The 19,855-nt window shown below is 44.7% G+C and carries 17 protein-coding genes; 12 read left to right on the top strand and 5 right to left on the bottom strand.

The annotated features are described in order from the left end of the window. Nucleotides 1-10 precede the first annotated feature (10 nt). The 12 genes from DN730_RS03615 (at nt 11) to DN730_RS03560 (ending at nt 13,249) form a co-directional block, all read left to right on the top strand. On the top strand, nt 11-487 hold the full coding sequence (locus DN730_RS03615) for an FxsA family protein (protein WP_115466724.1): 477 nt from the start codon (nt 11-13) through the stop codon (nt 485-487). 134 nt (nt 488-621) lie between these two features. Next, nucleotides 622-912: a co-chaperone GroES gene (locus DN730_RS03610; RefSeq protein WP_115466723.1), complete on the top strand. Its 291-nt coding sequence runs from the start codon at nt 622-624 to the stop codon at nt 910-912. Nucleotides 913-963: 51 nt separating this feature from the next. Beyond that, complete coding sequence (gene groL / locus DN730_RS03605) at nt 964-2,601, top strand: chaperonin GroEL (RefSeq protein WP_115466722.1); 1,638 nt, start codon at nt 964-966, stop codon at nt 2,599-2,601. Between the two features lie 292 nt (nt 2,602-2,893). Next, nucleotides 2,894-5,248, top strand: a complete 2,355-nt coding sequence (locus tag DN730_RS03600; RefSeq protein ID WP_115466721.1) for a FimV/HubP family polar landmark protein — start codon at nt 2,894-2,896, stop codon at nt 5,246-5,248. Next, nucleotides 5,241-6,068, top strand: coding sequence for a tRNA pseudouridine(38-40) synthase TruA (truA, locus tag DN730_RS03595; RefSeq protein ID WP_115466720.1), 828 nt, complete (start codon nt 5,241-5,243; stop codon nt 6,066-6,068). The genes DN730_RS03600 and truA overlap by 8 nt, the downstream gene beginning before the upstream one ends. After that, the gene (locus DN730_RS03590) at nt 6,052-6,669 is read left to right on the top strand and encodes a phosphoribosylanthranilate isomerase (RefSeq protein ID WP_115466719.1); all 618 of its coding nucleotides are present in this window, start codon (nt 6,052-6,054) and stop codon (nt 6,667-6,669) included. The genes truA and DN730_RS03590 overlap by 17 nt, the downstream gene beginning before the upstream one ends. A 422-nt stretch (nt 6,670-7,091) precedes the next feature. Beyond that, on the top strand, nt 7,092-7,955 hold the full coding sequence (gene accD, locus DN730_RS03585; RefSeq protein ID WP_115466718.1) for an acetyl-CoA carboxylase, carboxyltransferase subunit beta: 864 nt from the start codon (nt 7,092-7,094) through the stop codon (nt 7,953-7,955). A 4-nt stretch (nt 7,956-7,959) separates the two neighbouring features. Continuing rightward, the gene (gene folC, locus DN730_RS03580) at nt 7,960-9,186 is read left to right on the top strand and encodes a bifunctional tetrahydrofolate synthase/dihydrofolate synthase (protein ID WP_115466717.1); all 1,227 of its coding nucleotides are present in this window, start codon (nt 7,960-7,962) and stop codon (nt 9,184-9,186) included. A 19-nt stretch (nt 9,187-9,205) separates the two neighbouring features. Continuing rightward, the gene (locus tag DN730_RS03575; protein ID WP_115466716.1) at nt 9,206-9,817 is read left to right on the top strand and encodes an SPOR domain-containing protein; all 612 of its coding nucleotides are present in this window, start codon (nt 9,206-9,208) and stop codon (nt 9,815-9,817) included. Nucleotides 9,818-9,887: 70 nt separating this feature from the next. Next, entirely contained in the window at nt 9,888-10,421 is a 534-nt protein-coding gene (locus tag DN730_RS03570) for a CvpA family protein (protein WP_115466715.1), read from the top strand. 54 nt (nt 10,422-10,475) lie between these two features. Beyond that, the gene (gene purF, locus DN730_RS03565) at nt 10,476-11,984 is read left to right on the top strand and encodes an amidophosphoribosyltransferase (protein ID WP_115466714.1); all 1,509 of its coding nucleotides are present in this window, start codon (nt 10,476-10,478) and stop codon (nt 11,982-11,984) included. Nucleotides 11,985-12,076: 92 nt separating this feature from the next. Beyond that, nucleotides 12,077-13,249, top strand: coding sequence for an O-succinylhomoserine sulfhydrylase (locus DN730_RS03560; protein ID WP_115466713.1), 1,173 nt, complete (start codon nt 12,077-12,079; stop codon nt 13,247-13,249). A 45-nt stretch (nt 13,250-13,294) separates the two neighbouring features. On the opposite strand, the gene DN730_RS03555 is transcribed toward DN730_RS03560, so the two are convergent. From DN730_RS03555 to DN730_RS03535, 5 genes are all read right to left on the bottom strand, one after another. Beyond that, nucleotides 13,295-13,720 (bottom strand): PilZ domain-containing protein, encoded by a 426-nt coding sequence (locus DN730_RS03555; RefSeq protein WP_115466712.1) that lies wholly within the window; start codon nt 13,718-13,720, stop codon nt 13,295-13,297. 17 nt (nt 13,721-13,737) lie between these two features. Beyond that, nucleotides 13,738-14,517 carry an OmpA/MotB family protein gene (locus tag DN730_RS03550; RefSeq protein ID WP_115466711.1) on the bottom strand — a complete coding sequence of 260 codons (780 nt, stop codon included), beginning with the start codon at nt 14,515-14,517 and terminating at the stop codon, nt 13,738-13,740. A gap of 2 nt (nt 14,518-14,519) precedes the next feature. Then, the gene (locus DN730_RS03545) at nt 14,520-15,287 is read right to left on the bottom strand and encodes a motility protein A (RefSeq protein WP_115466710.1); all 768 of its coding nucleotides are present in this window, start codon (nt 15,285-15,287) and stop codon (nt 14,520-14,522) included. Between the two features lie 132 nt (nt 15,288-15,419). Then, entirely contained in the window at nt 15,420-18,545 is a 3,126-nt protein-coding gene (locus DN730_RS03540; RefSeq protein WP_115466709.1) for an efflux RND transporter permease subunit, read from the bottom strand. A 10-nt stretch (nt 18,546-18,555) separates the two neighbouring features. Then, entirely contained in the window at nt 18,556-19,650 is a 1,095-nt protein-coding gene (locus DN730_RS03535) for an efflux RND transporter periplasmic adaptor subunit (protein ID WP_115466708.1), read from the bottom strand. Between the last annotated feature and the right edge of the window lie 205 nt (nt 19,651-19,855).

The following is a 19,855-nucleotide window of genomic DNA, read 5'->3' as shown; positions in this document are numbered from 1 at the left end:
GAAGGTTACCATGCGATTTGCATTATTACTGTTTATTCTCGTTCCCGTCATAGAGTTATCAGTTCTGATTCAGGTTGGATCTCAAATTGGCAGCTTGACAACCGTTGCTTTGGTATTTTTAACGGCAATTGTTGGTTTGGCGCTCATTCGTCGACAGGGATTTGAAACGACCTTAAAGGCCCAGGAAAAAATACAGCGGGGCGAGTTGCCTGCATCAGAGGTGGCGGAAGGCTTTATGTTGGCGTTTGCCGGTATTTGCCTGTTGATACCCGGGTTTGTAACTGATGCGCTAGGGGCAATATTACTTATTTCACCACTACGTAAGCGTATCGCGTCGACATTAGCGTTAGACTTTTTAAAAAAACGTATGAACATGCGTGCGAGCTGGACATCCTATCAAAGGAATGAGCAGCGAGGTGACAGTGAGATTATTGAGGGCGAGTATCGCAGTGATAAGCAAGATCAAGATTTTATTGATAAAAAATAATTTCTTTTTCGGGCTTGAAATAAGTTTGGTAAGCCATATTAAGGTTTGCGATGAAGAATCCCATTTATTGTTCTAAATGGGTTTAATCCGGCCAGGGGAGTCCTGGTATTGATTAATTTTGGAGATAGAGATCAATGAATATTCGTCCTTTGCACGATCGTGTCGTTGTTCGCCGTAAAGAAGAAGAAACAACTACTGCTTCTGGTATCGTTCTGCCGGGGTCTGCAACTGAAAAACCTAACCAAGGTGAAGTGTTGGCTGTGGGCACGGGTCGTATTCAATCCAACGGTGATGTTCGCGAACTAGCTGTAAAAGTTGGTGATACTGTGTTGTTTGGCCAGTACTCCGGTCAGTCTGTCAAAATCGACGGCGAAGAATTGCTTATCATGAAAGAAGACGAAATCTACGGCATCATTGAAGCCTAAGTCTTTTGGATACCTTAACGATTAGTAAACTTTCAATTTAGGAATAAAAAAATGACTGCTAAAGAAGTAAAGTTTTCCGATAGCGCTCGTCAGAAAATGCTTAAAGGCGTAAACGTCTTGGCGGATGCTGTAAAAGTTACATTGGGCCCTAAAGGTCGTAACGTAGTAATTGAAAAATCTTTTGGTGCACCGCTTGTTACAAAAGACGGTGTTACGGTAGCGAAAGAAATTGAGTTAGAAGACCGTTTTGAGAACATGGGTGCTCAAATGGTTAAAGAAGTCTCTTCACAGGCGAATGATGTAGCAGGTGACGGTACAACAACAGCGACAGTGCTGGCTCAGTCTTTTGTAACTGAAGGTTTGAAAGCGGTTGCAGCAGGTCGTAATCCAATGGATCTAAAACGTGGTATCGATAAAGCTACGAACGCTGTAGTAACTGAACTTGCCGCGTTGTCCACGCCTTGTAAAGACAATCGAGCTGTTGAGCAAGTGGGTACTATTTCTGCGAACTCTGATTCTTCTGTTGGTAAAATCATCGCTGAAGCGATGGAGCGCGTTGGTAAAGAAGGTGTAATCACTGTTGAAGAAGGCTCTGGTTTCGAAGACGAGCTAGCAGTCGTTGAAGGTATGCAGTTTGATCGCGGCTACCTGTCTCCTTACTTTATTAACAACCAAGATACGATGAGTGCTGAGCTTGAAAATCCATTCATTCTTTTGGTTGATAAAAAAATCTCTAATATCCGTGATTTACTACCAGTATTGGAAGGTGTTGCAAAAGCGTCGCGCCCACTACTGATTATCGCTGAGGATGTTGAAGGCGAAGCGCTAGCGACATTGGTCGTTAACTCAATGCGCGGTATTGTGAAAGTAGCGGCGACAAAAGCTCCTGGTTTTGGGGATCGTCGCAAAGCTATGTTGCAAGACATTGCGATACTGACGGGCGCGCAAGTGATTTCCGAAGAAGTTGGCCTATCATTAGAGAGCACGACTGTAGACCATCTAGGTACAGCAAAACGCGTAACCTTGACGAAAGAAAATACTACGATTGTTGATGGTGCGGGTGATAACGCTTCCATCAATAGCCGTGTTGATCAAATCCGTGCAGAAATTGCTAACTCTTCTTCTGATTATGACAAAGAAAAACTTCAAGAACGTGTTGCGAAATTGGCTGGCGGCGTTGCTGTCATCAAAATCGGTGCAGCGACTGAAGTTGCAATGAAAGAGAAGAAAGCACGTGTAGATGATGCGCTGCATGCAACTCGTGCTGCGGTCGAAGAAGGTGTCGTTGCTGGTGGTGGTGTTGCCTTGGTTCGTGCTTTAACAAAAGTAACTGGCCTAGAGGGTGATAACGAAGACCAAAACGTTGGTATTACACTTGCGCTTCGTGCGATGGAATCTCCAATGCGTCAAATCGTATCCAATGCGGGTGATGAGGCATCTGTTGTAGTAGACAAAGTTAAGCAAGGTGAAGGTAACTTTGGTTACAATGCTGCAACGGGTGAGTACGGTGATATGTTGGAAATGGGTATTCTTGACCCAGCCAAAGTAACTCGTTCTGCGTTGCAAGCCGCAGCTTCTGTTGCAGGTTTAATGATTACAACCGAAGCAATGATTGCTGAGATCCCTAAAGAAGATGCTCCTGCTATGCCTGATATGGGCGGCATGGGTGGAATGGGCGGTATGATGTGATCCACGGGATCATAAATCGCTCTATCTGAGATGATAAAAACCCCGCTAACGCTGTTAGCGGGGTTTTTTGTTTTAGTCGATTGTCTGAGAGAACAAATTTATATCGTAGCGATGTCTCAAAGTGGTGGGAAGGCGAATAATAAAGTGCTTTGTGGCTGAGTTATGTGAGAGTATTTTGTTGTCAAGAGGGAATCTTGCAAACCATTGATTCTAAAGCTATTGATAATTGCGTACCCGTATAAGATACTTGTTGGTATAGTAATCGTCGATTTATAACGAGAAAGGGAAGCTTATGCTCAGAAAAACGCTCATTAGTTTGGCTGTGTCTGGTGCGCTGTACGTATCCAGCGGTTACGCATTAGAGCTGGGCGAACTGACCTCTCAATCTAAGATCGATGAACCGTATCGGGGGCGTATACAGGTCACTGACGCGGAAGGGTTAACACCCTCCGATATTAATATCCGCCTCGGTACTGAGAGTGAATTTAAGCAGGCGGGATTTGCACCTACTAGTGTGCTGTCTCAGTTAGATTTCAGTGTTGTTCGTGAGAATGGTCAAATCGCTGTTTTAGTTCAATCTGAAGCGCCCATTTCTTCCCCAGAACTCAAATTTGTCTTAGCTGCGAGGTGGCCAAGCGGCCAAGTCGTGCGAGAGTATCAAACGCCAATTACTCAGTCTGCATTAGTTGAAAAAGCGCAGCCCGAAGTCGTCCAATCTACCGCATCTCAGTCATCACAAGGCAATAGCGTTTTTCGAGATGCGACGCTTGCGGCAGCTAAACTTGCCACTGCATCCAACCTTGATGTTCAAAAAGGAAATACGCTTTGGTCAATAGCTGGGGCAAATAAGCCCACGAACCAGCTTACGATTTATCAGACAATGATGGCGATTCAGGCGCTTAACAAGGATGCTTTTTACGCCAACAACATTAACTTGCTTCGAGAAGGTGCGGTGTTACGTTTACCGACTCGCGAGCAAATCGAGTTATTTAATAAGACAACATCAATTCAGGAATTCGAACGTCAGCATGCAGCGTGGATAGCTCTTAAGCAAGCAGGCAAAATTGATGAAATTGTGAATCAAGAGCAACTTAATACTCAAGCAGTGGCAAATGTTGAACCTGCGCCGGAAAAACCTCAAGGTGATCAACTTAAACTAGCGTCAGGGCAAAGTGTGTTGCCTGAGTCAGATGCGAGTTCTAACGCGGCTGATATACAAAAAATTAATGAGTTAGAGACTGAGCTTTCAGCTACGAATGAGCTGCTAGACAAAGAAACTCGAGAAAAAGAGGAATTGAATAATAAGCTAACAGAAGTAAATGATCAGTTAGCAACTCTCGAAAAATTAATTAGTTTGAAAGATCAGCAGCTAGCCGAGTTGCAGCGACAATTTACGAGTGCTCAGCAATCTATGCAAGAGCAACAAAATACCGTGAATCAACTATTAGAAGCAGATCAACTTCGCCGCGAGCAGCAGGCAGCTCAAGAGGAAGCGTTAGGAAATAAAATATTTAGTAACCCAATAGTGTTGTCTATATCGGGTGTAGTGTTACTTCTTTTGGGCTTACTGGTTGGTATGCTGATTAAGCGCTCTGGGCGGAAAAAACAAACGCCCGAGCCTGTTAAAGATACGTCTGAATTTGATCTGGCTCCTGTTGCGGCCGCTGCTGCCGCGCCAGTTGCTGCTGCGGCCATAAATGAGCCTGTAGAAGACACTTCTGAGAAAGAAGTAGAGCTTGAAGAAGAAGACCCGTTTGCATTTGATTTTGATGTCGACAACGAGGCTGAAGAGAATTTTGATGGCTTTGACGAGACGGTTGCTTCCTCTGATATAGAGCCGGTAGTAGAAGAAAGTGATGCATTTGATGAATTTGATATCCCTGAATTAGAGGATACTGTTTCTGAGCCAGAAGAAGAGCCAGAAGAAAATCTTGAGGATCCATTGAATGTTGAAATGGATGAATTAGCTGACGATGAAGAGTCTGATGACCCGTTTGCTGAATTTGAGATTGAGGATACAGATACTGACTCTGACACTGATGTTAAGGAAGAGGAGGGTCAGGAAGACGAATTCAACGAAGTTACTGATGATGCATTCAATATCGACGATACACTTGCAGAGTTTGGTACAGATGAACCTGATGCTGTCGAAGACTCTGAAAAAGAACTAGACCTAGATTTAGATGCTGCCGATGAGTCAGAACCCTCTGAAAATGCAGACGAATCAAGTGAGCAATATTCTGAAGAAGAGTCGTTTGTAAATAGTCTTTTGAGCGATGATGAAGAGCAAGAAGATCACGATGAAGCGTCCGTATTCGATCAAGAGCCCGATGCCGCATTAGCGGAAAGCATTGATGAAGTGCTTGCTGAAGCACAAGAAGATGATTTTGGCGGATTGGATATTCCGGAGTTTGGCGAAGATGAAGCCGCCGAAGAAACAGACGAATCTGATGATGAAGAAGATATTGACTTCTTTGATGCTAGTGGTGACGAAGTGGCGACGAAATTGGATCTTGCTCGTGCTTATATGGATATGGGTGATGAAGAAGGGGCACGTGTTATACTGGAGGATGTTGTGATTTCTGGCAACGAAAGTCAGATCGCTGAAGCCCAAAGTATGATGGAGCGAATGTTCCCAAGTGAGTAAACAGAGAATTGCCTTGGTCGTCGAGTATAATGGGGCGGCATATAAGGGGTGGCAGGCTCAGAAGTATGATGTCGCCACTGTTCAAGAAAGTTTAGAAATTGCGTTGTCAAAAATTGCCAATCACCCAATCAGCGTCATCTGTGCAGGTAGGACTGACGCTGGAGTTCATGCTAGCGGACAGGTGGTGCATTTTGAAACGTCAGTAGATCGTCCAGAGAGAGCTTGGACGCTAGGTGTTAACACCCATTTGCCGGATGATATTTCGGTTGTCGCCGCTAAAACTGTAGGTGACTCCTTTCATGCCCGCTTTAGTGCGGTCAGTCGTCGTTATCGATATGTAATATATCAGTCAGAACTGCGTCCCGCTATTATGGCGAAATCGGTTACGTGGACATATAAGCCTCTCGATATCGCTAAGATGCAGGCGGCGTGCCAATGTTTTATCGGAACCCACGATTTCACCTCATTCCGTGCGGTAGGTTGTCAAGCAAATAGCCCCGTTCGCACCATTCTTAACTTTTCGGTTGATCAATTTGGTCAATATATCGTTTTAGATGTTAGGGCAAATGCTTTTCTGCATCATATGATTCGTAATTTTGCTGGCGTATTGATGACTATTGGTGCTGGTGAGCGACCCGTAGAGTGGGCTAAGACTGTGTTAGACGCCTGTGATCGTACCCAAGGAGGTGTCACAGCGCCGCCATTTGGATTGTACTTCGTTGACGCCGAATATCCGGCAGAGCTGGATGCGCCACGAGTTCCACTAGGGCCGCATTTTTTGCCATATAAACAGGAGCTGCCATATGAGTTGCCGTGTTAAAATATGTGGTATTACCAACGTCGAAGACGCGAGGCTGGCCGTTTTGGCAGATGCCGACGCATTAGGCTTTGTTTTTTATAGTAATAGTCCTAGATATATTACGCCTGACGCTGCAAATGAAATTGTTGCTAAGTTGCCACCGTTTGTAACGCCTGTTGCCCTGTTTGTAGATGCGGATCCTGAAGAGGTGCTCAAAGTGATGATGGGCAGCCGTCGCTGGGTTTTCCAATTTCACGGTAATGAGTCGCGTCATGATTGTGAGCGCTATGGGGTACCATACTATAAAGCGCTGCGAATGAAGCCCGGCCTTAATGTAGAGGACGAAGTAGCGTCCTACCACTCGGCGAGTGCTATTCTGTTGGACGCATACAAACCAGGTGTTCCAGGCGGAACAGGGGAAACGTTTGATTGGCAAGCAATTCCAGACAATCTAGATATACCAATCATCTTGGCTGGTGGTTTGACCGTTGGCAATGTTGCTCAGGCAGTAACCTCTGTTAGACCTTATGCGGTAGACGTTAGCGGTGGGGTAGAGTACCAAAAAGGGAAAAAAGCGCCGACTAAGATGAACGACTTTGTCCGTTTAGCGAAGAGTGTTTAAGTTACTCTTTCTTTAAAGTGAATCTTTTTGGAAAATACTAGACTCATGATAGCGACTTATTGTGTCGCGTGGGCGTTGTTGAAGATGAGCTGAAGATTGTTCACGCTGTCTAAGAAGAATAGATGAAATTTAATTCTTATAATTGACTCCTGATGACGGGATAGATGTAGTAGAATGCTCCCAAAATTGAGGCTTGATACCGTTTATGTAAATGAAGCTATAGGCCTTTAAAGACATTAATAAGCTGTTGATTTGTGCCGCTCTCAATCAATTGTTGAAGCGCCTGTCAGCAGTGATAGATTTGATGCATTCGTTAATTCGAATTGTATCCAAGATTAAATCGCCGGTACTTTGTGTTTAAGCATGACTTCGATGCGCTTGAAGTTAGCTAAGTGCTGGCCTGTAACTATTTGGAGATTTTAATGAGTAGTTGGCTAGATAAATTTGTACCTACGATTATGCGTAGCGAATCCAAGCGATCTCAGGGTAGCGTTCCAGAGGGACTATGGAAGAAATGTCCTAAGTGCGACAACGTTTTGTATCGCCCAGAACTTGAGAAGAATTTAGATGTATGCCCAAAGTGTGAGCATCACATGCGAGTTACAGCCCGTCGCCGTTTGGATATTTTCCTAGATAAAGAAGGGCGCGCTGAAATTGCGGCCAATCTAGAGCCTGAAGATAAGCTGAAATTCAAAGACTCTAAACGATATAAAGATCGCTTATTAGCGGCACAAAAATCGACTGGCGAGAAAGATGCTCTTGTAGCAATGGAAGGCACCCTAAATGGTATGCCTGTTGTCGCGGTAGCCTTTGAGTTTAGCTTCCTTGGTGGATCAATGGGCGCTATTGTAGGTGAAAAATTTGTTCAGGCTGCTAACGTCAGTCTTGCTAAGGGAATTCCACTCGTTTGCTTTTCTGCATCTGGTGGTGCGCGAATGCAAGAGGCGCTAATTTCTTTAATGCAGATGGCAAAAACTAGTGCCGTATTGGAAAGAATGAAGCAGCAAGGCATCCCTTACATTTCCGCTATGACTGACCCTGTTTTTGGAGGGGTTTCAGCATCATTAGCAATGTTAGGGGATTTGAATGTTGCCGAACCAAACGCTTTAATTGGTTTTGCTGGCCCTCGAGTCATTGAGCAAACAGTGCGTGAAAAGTTACCTGAAGGTTTTCAGCGGTCTGAGTTTTTGATGGATAAAGGCGCTTTGGATATGATCATTCCTCGCCATGAGTTGCGCGATCGCCTTCACAATATTCTATCCATGTTGACACATAAAGTAGCGTAATTGCATGCCTGCTCGGTCTCTAAATGACTGGCTTTCTTATATTGAAAGCCAGCACCCCTCTGAAATTGAATTAGGTCTTGAAAGAGGTCTATCCGTCCTTAGAAAACTAAACTTGGGGCGTCCAAATAACAAAGTCATAACGGTCGCGGGTACTAACGGTAAAGGCTCTACATGCGCTATGTTGACGCAATATTTGGTGGCAGCAGGTGCTAATGTCGGGACATATACTTCTCCGCACTTTTTGCGTTTTAATGAACGTGTGGCAGTTAATGCCAATGAATGTTCTGATGATTTACTATGTCAGGCGTTTACAAAGATTGAAGAAGTACGTGGTGACACATCACTTACCTATTTCGAATTTTCGACGTTGGCTGCATTATGGATATTTGATCAGCTAGAGCTAGATTATTGGGTTTTAGAAGTGGGGCTTGGTGGGCGCTTAGACTCTGTCAATATGGTGGATGCTGATGTAGCGGTGGTAACCTCCATTGCATTGGATCATATGGATTGGTTAGGTAGTTCCATTGAAGTCATAGGTAAGGAAAAAACGGGAATAGCGCGTTTCGAGAAACCTTTGATTTCCGGGGTCGTTGCACCGCCAGAGAGTATTGTTTTAACCGCCAAGGAGATTGGTGCGCTTTTACATCAAAAGCATGTTCATTTTACCTTTGAGTCAGGTGTGGATAGTTGGTCTTGGTCGGGATTTGGTAAGGCATATACTGGTCTACCTTATCCTAAGCTCCCCTTGGAGAACGCGGCAACAGTAATTGCTGTTTTAATGCAGTTGGATATACCTGTCACATTCGAAAAACTGTGTCACTTATTTGAAACAGCCACGTTGTTAGGGCGCTTTCAAAAGGTTGCAGAGTACCCTGATGTATACATCGATGTTGCCCATAATCCAGAAGCCGCGATTCAGTTGAAAGCACAAGTTCAACGCATAGACAAACCTGCCATCGCTGTATGTGGCATGTTGAAAGATAAAGACATCGAATCAGTAATGAGTAATCTTTGCGATGTTTTCCTTTCTTGGAAAGTGGTTAGTTTACCTGGTCCCAGAGGAGCAAGTGCGCAAGAGTTGAGCTGTTATCTTGATAGTTCGGAGCAATTTTCGGATTTGAAAGGCGGACTGGAATCGGCTCTTATTCAGGCTAAACAAGAGGATGCTTGTGTCATCGTATTTGGCTCATTTGTCACTGTCTCGGAATATTTAGCATTAACGCAACATTAGATCCATAAGGGGAGAGGACATGTTAGATGCCAAGTCAAAATATCGCTTGATTGGTGCTGGGTTGTTGATTGCTTCTGCCGCTGTTCTTCTGCCTTTGGTTCTGGATGGAGAGCGACCAGATACACTCGATGTGCAAATTGTAGTTCCAGATAAACCTCGTTTACCTGAGGTGGTCATAGCTCCGGTGCAACCATTAACCGAACCAGATACTCAAAAAAGTGACAATGAAGTAGTTGATGTTCCTGAAGCGAGTGAGATTGAGCTAATACCAGCACCGCAAAAGGCGATATCAACAACAGAAAGTCTGGACACGTCCGTCGAGGCATCTTCAGCTGATGTGAAAGAAAAGGTTTCGGATCCAGTGAAGACAGAGGCTCGACAGTCTACTGCTCCGATTGCCGAACGCTGGACTTTGCAGGTAGCGACATTCGGTAAGCGAGATAATGCAACACGGACACTGAAGAAGTTGCAAGATGCGGGATACCCAGCTTATGTGGTAACGACAAATTCTTTATATAAAGTGTTTGTTGGTCCAGAGCTTAAGCGAAGTGCATCGGATAAAGCCAAAGAGGATATTAAAAAAGAGTTTCTCTTAAACGGTATTGTTGTTAAATATGCCCCGAATTCATAATTAACTCTAGCTTGCTGCTTGGAATAAAGTGAGCTTTTGGTAAACTGCGCAGCGAAATAAAGAGGTACGCGTGGAGCAAATACAATCTATCTCGACACTCGACTGGCTAATCATTGCTGTGATTCTGCTTTCCTCCTTGTTGAGCCTAAAGCGTGGTTTTGTCAAAGAAGTTTTGTCTTTGGTGACATGGGTCGTTGCATTTGTTGTTGCGGTAAAGTTTAGTGATCAGCTACAGACTCTTCTGATTGATCAGGTTCAAAATGATCAAATTCGATATATCGTCGCATTTGTTAGTTTGTTTGTGGCGTCGCTAGTAATTGGGGCGCTGGTGAGTTTTATAGTGGGGTCTTTGATACAGGTGACTGGACTATCTAGTACAGATCGTGTGTTGGGCATGCTATTTGGATTCGCCCGAGGCAGCTTAATCGTTGTCGCGTTTGTGTCGTTATTGAGTTTGAGCCCAGCATTAGAGAAAGCCGAATTTTGGAAGTCATCTCAATTGGTGCCGCAGTTGGTCATCATGAAAGATTGGGTGCGTGAGATGTTAGGCAAAGGGAGTGAATCTCTGGATTCATCCCTCATCGAACGTGCTTTAAGTAGTTAAAAGTTTTAAAAGGCGACTGTGTAGTCGTTTCCCCAAATCACGAGGTATAAATACATGTGCGGTATCGTTGGTGTCGTAGCCACTTCGATGGTTAATCAAACCATTTTTGATGCTCTTACGGTTCTTCAGCATCGCGGTCAAGATGCGGCAGGAATGGTTACAAGCCATAATGGATTATTGTGCTTGCGTAAAGACAATGGCCCCGTAAGTGAAGTGTTTCGAACACGACACATGAAGAAACTTCACGGTAATATTGGCATTGGCCATGCTCGCTATCCTACTGCCGGAACATCTAGTTCTGCTGAGGCACAACCTTTTTATGTGAACTCACCCTATGGTATCTCGTTAGCCCACAATGGTAATTTGACAAATACAGCTAAGTTAAAGCGTGAGGTGTTTGAATCAGATTTGCGTCATATTAATACCACCTCTGATTCTGAAGTTTTAGTCAACGTTTTGGCGCACGAGCTTCATGAAGAGGGTAAGTTAGTACCAACGCCAGAAGATATCTTTAACGCATTAGAGCGCGTCTACAAGCGTATCGAAGGCGGTTATGGTGTCGTGGCTTTGATTACTGGTTATGGAATTTTGGCGTTCCGTGATCCGGACGGTATTCGCCCGCTGATCTATGGTTCTCGTGAAACTGAAAATGGAACTGAGTATATGGTAGCGTCAGAGAGCGTTGCTCTAGATGCAGCTGGTTTCAAAATTGAGCGGGATATTCGCCCTGGTGAGGCGATGTTTTTTGATGTGAAGCATAATGTCCATCAGCGTCAATGCACACCTGCTAAGGCTGCTCGCCCATGTTTATTCGAGTATGTCTATTTTGCACGTCCAGATACTGTGATTGATAGTATCTCTGTGTATAAGGCGCGTATAAATATGGGGGATATGTTGGCAGAAAAAATCAAGCGTGAATGGGCGGACCATGATATTGACGTAGTGATTCCTATTCCGGATACAAGCCGTACTGCTGCTCTTGAAATCGCTCAAGCGCTTGATATCCCATTCCGTGAAGGTCTGGTTAAGAATCGCTATATCGGGCGAACATTTATCATGCCAGGCCAGACTGTCCGCAAGAAGTCTGTTCGTCAAAAGCTCAACCCTGTACCTTTTGAATTCAAGGATAAGAATGTACTGCTCGTTGATGATTCGATAGTGCGTGGTACAACCAGCAAAGAGATCATTGAAATGGCTCGGGAAGCTGGCGCTAAAAAGGTCTACATAGCTTCTGCGGCCCCTGAGGTACGCTTCCCGAATGTGTACGGTATTGACATGCCAGCAGCTGAGGAACTTATCGCACACAACCGTAATGTTGAAGAAATTTGTGAGCTAATTGGAGCTGATCGCTTAATCTTCCAAGATTTGGATGATTTGATTAAAGCTTGCATTGACGAAAAGCATTCAGATGTTCGAGAGTTCGATACCTCTGTATTTAACGGGCACTATATTGCCGGAGATATTGATAAGAACTATTTATCCTCTTTAGCGAGTCAGCGAAGTGATGCGCAAAAAGAAGCGGTAGAGAGCAAATCTTCAAACGATATGATGCACCCAATGTAATTTATTTGGTTTAGCTGAATAACGTATTACACACGCTAAGCCAGGTTTCAACCTGGCTTAGCTGTTTTTAAAGAGTCAACTTGGAGTGACCTATGTCTGAATATAACGACGCTACGCTCGCTATCCGAGCGGGAGTTCGTCAAACCCAAGAGCAAGAAAATAGCGAAGCAATTTTTACAACCTCAAGTTTTGCTTACGCTAGCGCTGCGGAAGCGGCGGCGAAGTTCTCTGGCGATGCTGATGGTAATGTCTATTCGCGCTTTACAAATCCGACTGTTGAGATGTTTGAGAAGCGCTTAGCTGCGCTGGAAAAAGGCGAAGCTGCGATTGCGACAGCATCTGGTATGGCCGCATTGATGACATTAGGTTACAGCCTTCTAAAAGCCGGCGATAAAATCGTATGTTCACGTAACATATTTGGTTCAACGATTAAGTTTTTTAATACTTATATGGCTAAGTACGGGGTTGAAGTAGCTTTTGTGGACGCCACGGACTACGAAGCATGGGAAGCAGAGATCGATTCTAAGACCCGACTGTGCTACTTCGAAACGCCATCAAACCCTTTGTATGAAGTGGTCGATGTACCTAGAGTAGCGCAGCTTGCACACGCTCAAGGTGCGCTGCTTTGTGTCGATACTGTGTTGGCCACACCAGCACTGCAGAACCCTCTAACGCAAGGTGCAGACATAGTAATGCAGTCTGCGACGAAGTTCATAGATGGCCAAGGTCGCTGTTTAGGGGGGGCATTGATTGCTTCACAAGAAATCGTTAATGAATTTGTAGCGTTCATGCGCAGTGCTGGGCCAACAATGAGCCCCTTTAATGCTTGGGTGTTATTGAATGGCTTGGAGACACTGAGTTTGCGCATGAAAGCACATTCAGAGAATGCGCAAATTTTAGCAGAATACTTGGAGCAGCATCCAAAAGTGGTCAAAGTGAATTACGGTGGGCTTCCATCACATAAATACCACGAGTTGGCGTCAAAACAACAAAAAGGATTTGGTGGTGTTCTGTCTTTTGAGTTAGCTGGGGGTCAAGAGTCTGCGTGGTCTTTTATTGATAACACTAAACTAATGTCTATTACTGGAAACTTGGGTGATACCAAGACATTAGTCACTCACCCTGCAACTACTACACATGGGCGTTTGAGTGATGAAGAAAAGGTTAAAGCAGGTATTAAGCCCGGACTTGTGCGTCTGTCTGTTGGTCTTGAGGACATCCAAGACATTATTAAAGATGTGGAGCATGCTTTAGAAAGCATATAGTAATGAGAAACTGATTAGAGAAGGGCGCTATAAGCGCCCTTTTTCTCAATGCGCGTCGTCAGATGAGTCGTCTTGTTCGAGAAAAGCTTTTTCCTGAGCAGCGCGACGCTCCTTTGCAACTTTTTTAAGTTGATCTTTTTGAGTAGTGAGTACGAGGTTGTCTACAAACTCTTTCACAGAGTCTTCGAGCGCAGTGAATTGCCATCCAGAATGTGATGACTTTTTATGAACAAGTCGAGCCCTCACTTGGCCGATCACGTAATCATCTTGGTTTAATACAAACGCAACGATCTCCCCGATAGTAAAAGGCAGTGAGGCGTCTGTCTCAAGTCCAACCCCGAGGACGCTAATATCGCGACATGGGTAGACTGTGCTGCTGTGCTCAAATTGAATTTTGTGATCTACGGGAGTAACTCGGATTGCGTTCCTGCGTTCCGTAGAGTGATACTCAATTGAAGACTCACGAGACATCTGCTGGCCTTGTTATATTACTTAGAGGCATTTATAGGAGTGTCTTTATCGCGCTGTAGCACGAATTCGACACGACGGTTTTGTGCTCGGTGAGCAGGGGTATCATTACGAACGAGTGGGATGCTATCGGCATAACCTGTTGCAGTCATACGTTCTGCGGGAATGCCATTTTCCAAAAAGTAGCGCAGGGTGGTCGTTGCTCGTATGGCAGAAAGCTCCCAGTTACTGGGAAAGCGCGAAGTATTGATTGGAATATTATCAGTATGACCTTTGATATTAATATTGTAGTCGGTGTAACGGTTGAAAATGCCGAGTAGTGTGTCGTAAATAGGTTGTGCACTATAAAGAATTTCAGCTTCGCCCGATTCAAATAGCGAAGCTCCGTCTATTCTAATGGTAATTTTCTCACCGTCTTCAAATACCGATACTTGGCTTTCGAGGCTACTGGCAACAAATTTAGAGGCGACGTTATTTGCAATTTCATTGACTTCCTCTCGAACCTCTTCATCAATTGGTTCTTTCGAATAGGTTAGCTCCTGATTTGTTGCCATTTGTGGTTCTGCCGGTTTGATGGTTTCAGTACCGCCGCCAGAGTATTTAAGTGGGTCTAGGCGTACTGAAGCCCCATTACTATTGAGAGCAATTTGGATGGAGGAGAGGGCGGCAACCAAAGTTGTTTCCGTCATTCGAGATAGGCTATACAGCAAGATAAAGAACACCAATAACAGAGACATCAAATCTGCGAACGTAAAAATCCAACCTGGTGTTTCATCATCTTCAAATATAGGGTCAATCATGACTACTCTCCCATACCCGCAGGCTTACGCTGCTGCGCAGGAATGTAGGAGGACAAACGTTCATAGACGGCTAGATAGTTGTTGCTGCCCAACAGACTCACGGTACCATCACGAATAATCTCTAGGGTCTGGATTTCCAATATGGTTCGTGCCTTTAATTTGCCTGCAATCGGGTTGAAAATCACGGTCGCGAGTAGTGAACCATAAAACGTTGTAAGAAGAGCAACGGCCATTGACGGCCCAATTGTTTCAGGGTTATCCAATTGCGAGAGCATCTGAATAAGACCGATCAAAGTTCCCAGCATTCCAAAGGCAGGGGCATATGTGCCCATTTTTTTAAATACATCTTGGACGACATAGTGACGCATCTTTAGGGAGTCGATATCGGCTTGAAGCGTATTGCGTATGTATTCTTCATCTGAAGCATCTGATGCCATTGAGAGCGCCCGTTTTAAAAACGGGGAGTCAGCGTTAACTCGGCTCAGCGCAACCAAGCCTTCGCGCCGCGCAATCTTAGTCAATTGCAACATGGTGGAGATCATTGCCTGAGGGTCTTGCTTGTCTTGCGCAAAAACAATGAACATCGCCCTCAGAGCAGCCATTGTGTCTTTAAATTGAAACGTAAGTAATGTCGCGGCGATCGTACCACCTATTACGATCATGATCCCCGGCACATTAATGAAAATTGTCAGATCATCAGTGCCTAAGAAAATGGCAGAAACAATCAAAGCAATACCAGAAATGATTCCTATAAACGACGCGAAATCCATTGGTTATACACCTAATTTGCACATTGAAACAAAGTATTATTATGTAGAGCCATTTTCTGATCTACAAGTGCGCTTTGTAAGTTTTTTGTATATTAACGAAACAAGCGCACTGTAAAGAGCATCTGACCTTTATTACTCCACTTGCAGTTTTTCCAGCTGCTTACGTTCTTTCCTTGCATAACCTAGTACCAAAAGACAAGGCGTCAAAACCAAGGTTAATGGCGTGGCGAATGCGAGTCCTCCTGCAATGGCGGTCGATAATTGTGTCCACCATTGTGCGGAAGGGGCGCCAATACTAAGTTCTTGATGGATGAAGTCGATATTGAGTTGGAATACCATAGGAATCAATCCAAGTATTGTCGTGAATGTAGTCAACATTACTGGACGCAGGCGCTGCACGCCTGTACGGATAGCGGCCTCTTTCACTCGCATTCCCTGGTTCCGTAGGCCATTAAATGTATCGATTAACACGATATTATTGTTTACAACTACGCCTGCCAATGCGATGACCCCCACGCCACTCATCACGATACCAAATGGTTCACCTTTAAGCATAAGCCCAATAAATACCCCCATTGTTGAGAAGATGACGGCGCTGAGTATCAACAGACATTGGAAGAAGTTGTTGAACTGGGTCACTAGAATGATTGCCATAATAAAAAACGCAACGCCAAATGCTTTGGTCAGAAACACCATTGATTTTTGTTGGTCTTCCGTATTGCCTCTAAACTGATAGGAAAGCGTACTAGGTAATCCTGCTTCTTCTAGCTCAGCCCGAATTTGATCAATGACAACACTCACCACTAAGCCATCTTCGACGTCAGCAGAGATTTTAACAGTACGCTTACCATCAACTCGATTGATATGGCCTTGTTTGGGAGCGGCCGAGCGCTCAACAAAGTTACTAATGGGGATGGCGCCTGCAGCGGTAGGAATATGCAATTGATCTAATTGGCCAAGGTTGCGCTGCTCTTCAGGAAACCGGAGCATAATATCCAATTTGTCATCGGCGCCGTCCGGTAAAAAATCACCTAATTTAATCCCAGAGGTCACAAGCTTGACAACGTTGCCCAATGTGTTGACGTCGGCTCCGTACTTGCTCGCTTCGGCACGATTAATGTCCATGCGCCATTCAAGCCCAGGCAATGAACGGTCGTCACTGACTGAAACTATTTCATCGCGCGCAGCAAGTTTCTTAGATATTTCGTTGGCTGCTTGTTCCAGTACGGAGGCATAACTTGAGCTTAACTGGAGTTCTATATCAGAGCCGGATTGAGGGCCTCCTTGCTCTGCTTGAGATGCGACTTTTATACCTGGAATATTTTTCGCCTTTTCGCGAATCTCTGCCAAAATCACATTGGCATGCCGACGCTTATTCCAGTCAATAAACTCCATTGTAATCGTACCAATCGCGTCAGGAGCTGCATTATTCCCAGGTGCGGCATACGTCGTGGTCACTAAGCTTTCTAGTTCTGGATGACCAATTAATTGCTGCTCCACTTGACGAACTAAGTGATCTTTTTCGTCTAGCGATAAATCGCCTCGAGCGCGGATTTCTAGATTCGCAACTTCTGGTTCAACATTAGGGAAAAATTCAACGCCTTTACCAAATTTGCCGTAAATCATTAAAACACTGATTAACATTACAATGGCAAACAGTAGCACCCAAACAGGGTGCTCAACCATGCGAGTTAAAAACCGACCATAGCGCCCTGTAATACCTTTCAGTTCTGTCAGGTCACCGGTTTCTGTGATTCTTAAGGTGTTTAAATTTTGTTCCGAGTATGCCCCTCGTTTACCGATAAGTGATCCAAGTGTCGGAAGTAAAATCAGAGCCATAATCAAAGATGAAGAGAGAGTCGCTATGATGGTAATGGGCATATAGCGCATAAAATCGCCGACTATATCTGGCCAGAATAGAAGTGGCATAAAAACGGCTAAGGTTGTTGCGGTTGAGGCTGTTATGGGCCATGCCATTCTCTTTGCAGCCTCGGCATAAGCCTGTCGCTTTGAAGCCCCTTCGGCAAGCTTTCGGTCTGCGTATTCTGTTACGACGATAGCGCCGTCTACCAACATGCCGACGCTTAATATCAGTGCAAACAGTACCACCATATTGATGGTATAACCTTGCATGCTCAGAAGTAGTATGCCAGTTAAGAAAGCACCAGGAATTGCGAGGCCTACCAATGTAGCGGAGCGTATACCGAGAGCCCATACAATGACGATCATGACCAACAGTGTTGCGGCTAATACATTATTAAAGAGATCATTGAGCGACGTTTCGATTTGAATGGATTCATCTTGCGTTAGGCTATACTCAATGCTCTCTGGCCATTCAGCACTAGAATCAGATACCACTGCTTTTACGGCATCGATCGTATCGATAACGTTAGCTCCTACGCGTTTCGATACAGCAAGGGTAATACTGCTTCGTCCATTTACTCGCGCGTAGCTATTTGGGTCCTCAAATGCCATTTGCCCAGTAGCAATGTCTTTGATCAATACGACTTCTTGACCGCTAACTTTAACGGGCAAGTTAAAAATGTCTTCTTTCGTTTTTAGCAGACCGGGTACCTTGAGGGCAAAACGTCCCGCTCCGGTATCTAAGTTGCCTGCTGCAACCAGTCTATTATTAGAGGATAACAGTGTGGCAATTTCAGCTATGGATAAACCGTAGCTATCTAACTTCTCTTGACTAATAATGATTTCAGCTTGTTGATCTCGGTCGCCGCTAATGTTGGCTTCAAGAACGCCTTGCACTGACTCAATATCATCTTTTAGGCTATTTGCAATCTGACTTAATATTGCAAAATCAGTGTTGCCGTATAGATTGACACGTAACACAGGGAACGTTGCCAAATTTATTTCATTGACGGTTGGTTCATCTGCATCGGAAGGGAGGTTGCCTTTTGCTCGGTCTACTTTGTCTTTGGCGTCAATGATGGCTTGGTCTATATCGACGCTGGATTCGAATTCTAGAATTATAGATGCGTGACCTTCGGAAGCGGTGGAACGGATTTCCTTTAATCCTTCAACGCTTCGTAGCTCTTGCTCAAGAGGGTGGACCAATAGGCTGTCTGCGTCTTCAGGGGAAATGCCTTCGAGCGATACGGACACATAAGCCATCGGGATGGTGATGTCTGGATTGCTTTCCTTAGGGATTTCGATGTACGAGACAGTACCTGATACCAAAATTAACACAAATAGCATTAACACTGTTCTGGAGCGAGATAGAGCCGCTTCAATCAACTTTTGCACGGGACCCTCCTTAGTGTTGGTAGTGGGCTTCAACAACATCCCCCGCAGAAACAAAACCTTGTCCTACGGATATGATATTGACGTTTGTTGGCAACCCAGTCACCCAGACTTTATCTCTGTCGGACCGAATGATATTGACACGGTTTTCTACGACTTGATTGTCTACACTAAGTGTCTTAATAGACATATTGCCTTGTGCGTCGACGGCTAGCAGGCTAGGGGACAGTGCATGCGCTTTAATCTCGTCTAATTCAAACGTGACCTGAGCACTGATGCCCGCTGGGATATCATGGCTTTCATTGGGGACGCTGATTTCAACCGGAATGGTACGAGTTGCGGAGTCAGCCACCGCGCTCACAAATGTCACTTGGCTTTCTACATTGAGCCCGTTATCCAGTGTTACATTAGCTAAGGTGCCGATGGTTACTTTACCTAAGTAGTTTTGAGGAACATTAACCACGACTTTGAGAGGGTCTACTTGGACAAGGGTGCCTACATTGGCACCCGCACTAAGGACTTGCCCGGGTTTCACCGAAAAAGCGTTAAGCACTCCTGAGAAAGGGGCTTTAACCACTGTTTTTTCTAAGCTTACTTCGAGTTCTTTTAAAGTCGCACGTGCACTACTTAATGCGGCATCCGCTTCCGCGACACTGACTTGTGACGTGAGTCGATCATTGCTAAGGCGCTTGATACCATCAAGCTCGAGACTGCGTTGCTTGATCAACGAGCGCGCCTGAATACTCTTGGCCTCCAGTGTTCTGCGATCAATGGCTAGAATGGTTTCTCCTTTACGAACAAACTCTCCCTTGGTCACCGAGATACTATTAATTTCTCCTGCGACCTGATTTGTTAAGTCAAGTACCGTTTGAGCTTGAGTTTGACCGCTTAGCTTGATCGAATTGGTTATATACTGAGCAGTTAGTGTTTTTGCTTGGACTGATTGCTTTTTTTGCTTTTCAGAATGCTCAAGGACTGACTCGTTAACTGGGGTGTTGCTATCCGCTTGGGCGGTCGTGATTCCGTTGCCGCCAGCATACATCCATATAATCGTTGCGCTTGTGATAGCGAGTGCCGTTATCGGTCCAATCTTGCTTTTCAACCCCATCGTGTTCTCCGTCGCCAAAGGTATAATCCTGTCGTAATCATGAACAGTATATTCTTATTGATATGACATTCTATACATTCTTTGAAATTTAGTGATAGCAGAACGTGCTATTACGCCTAGAAGCGGACTTTTGGAGTGAAATGTCAGGTTCGCATTTATGGAATGCACCATTTTTAGGGAAAAACACCTCAATCGCGCAGCAATA

Origin of the sequence: Marinomonas piezotolerans, from assembly GCF_003362755.1 — a bacterium.
In the GTDB taxonomy this organism is placed as follows: domain Bacteria; phylum Pseudomonadota; class Gammaproteobacteria; order Pseudomonadales; family Marinomonadaceae; genus Marinomonas; species Marinomonas piezotolerans.
The sequence above is the reverse complement of the archived record's forward strand: the minus strand, read 5'-3'. Positions and strand labels throughout refer to the sequence as shown.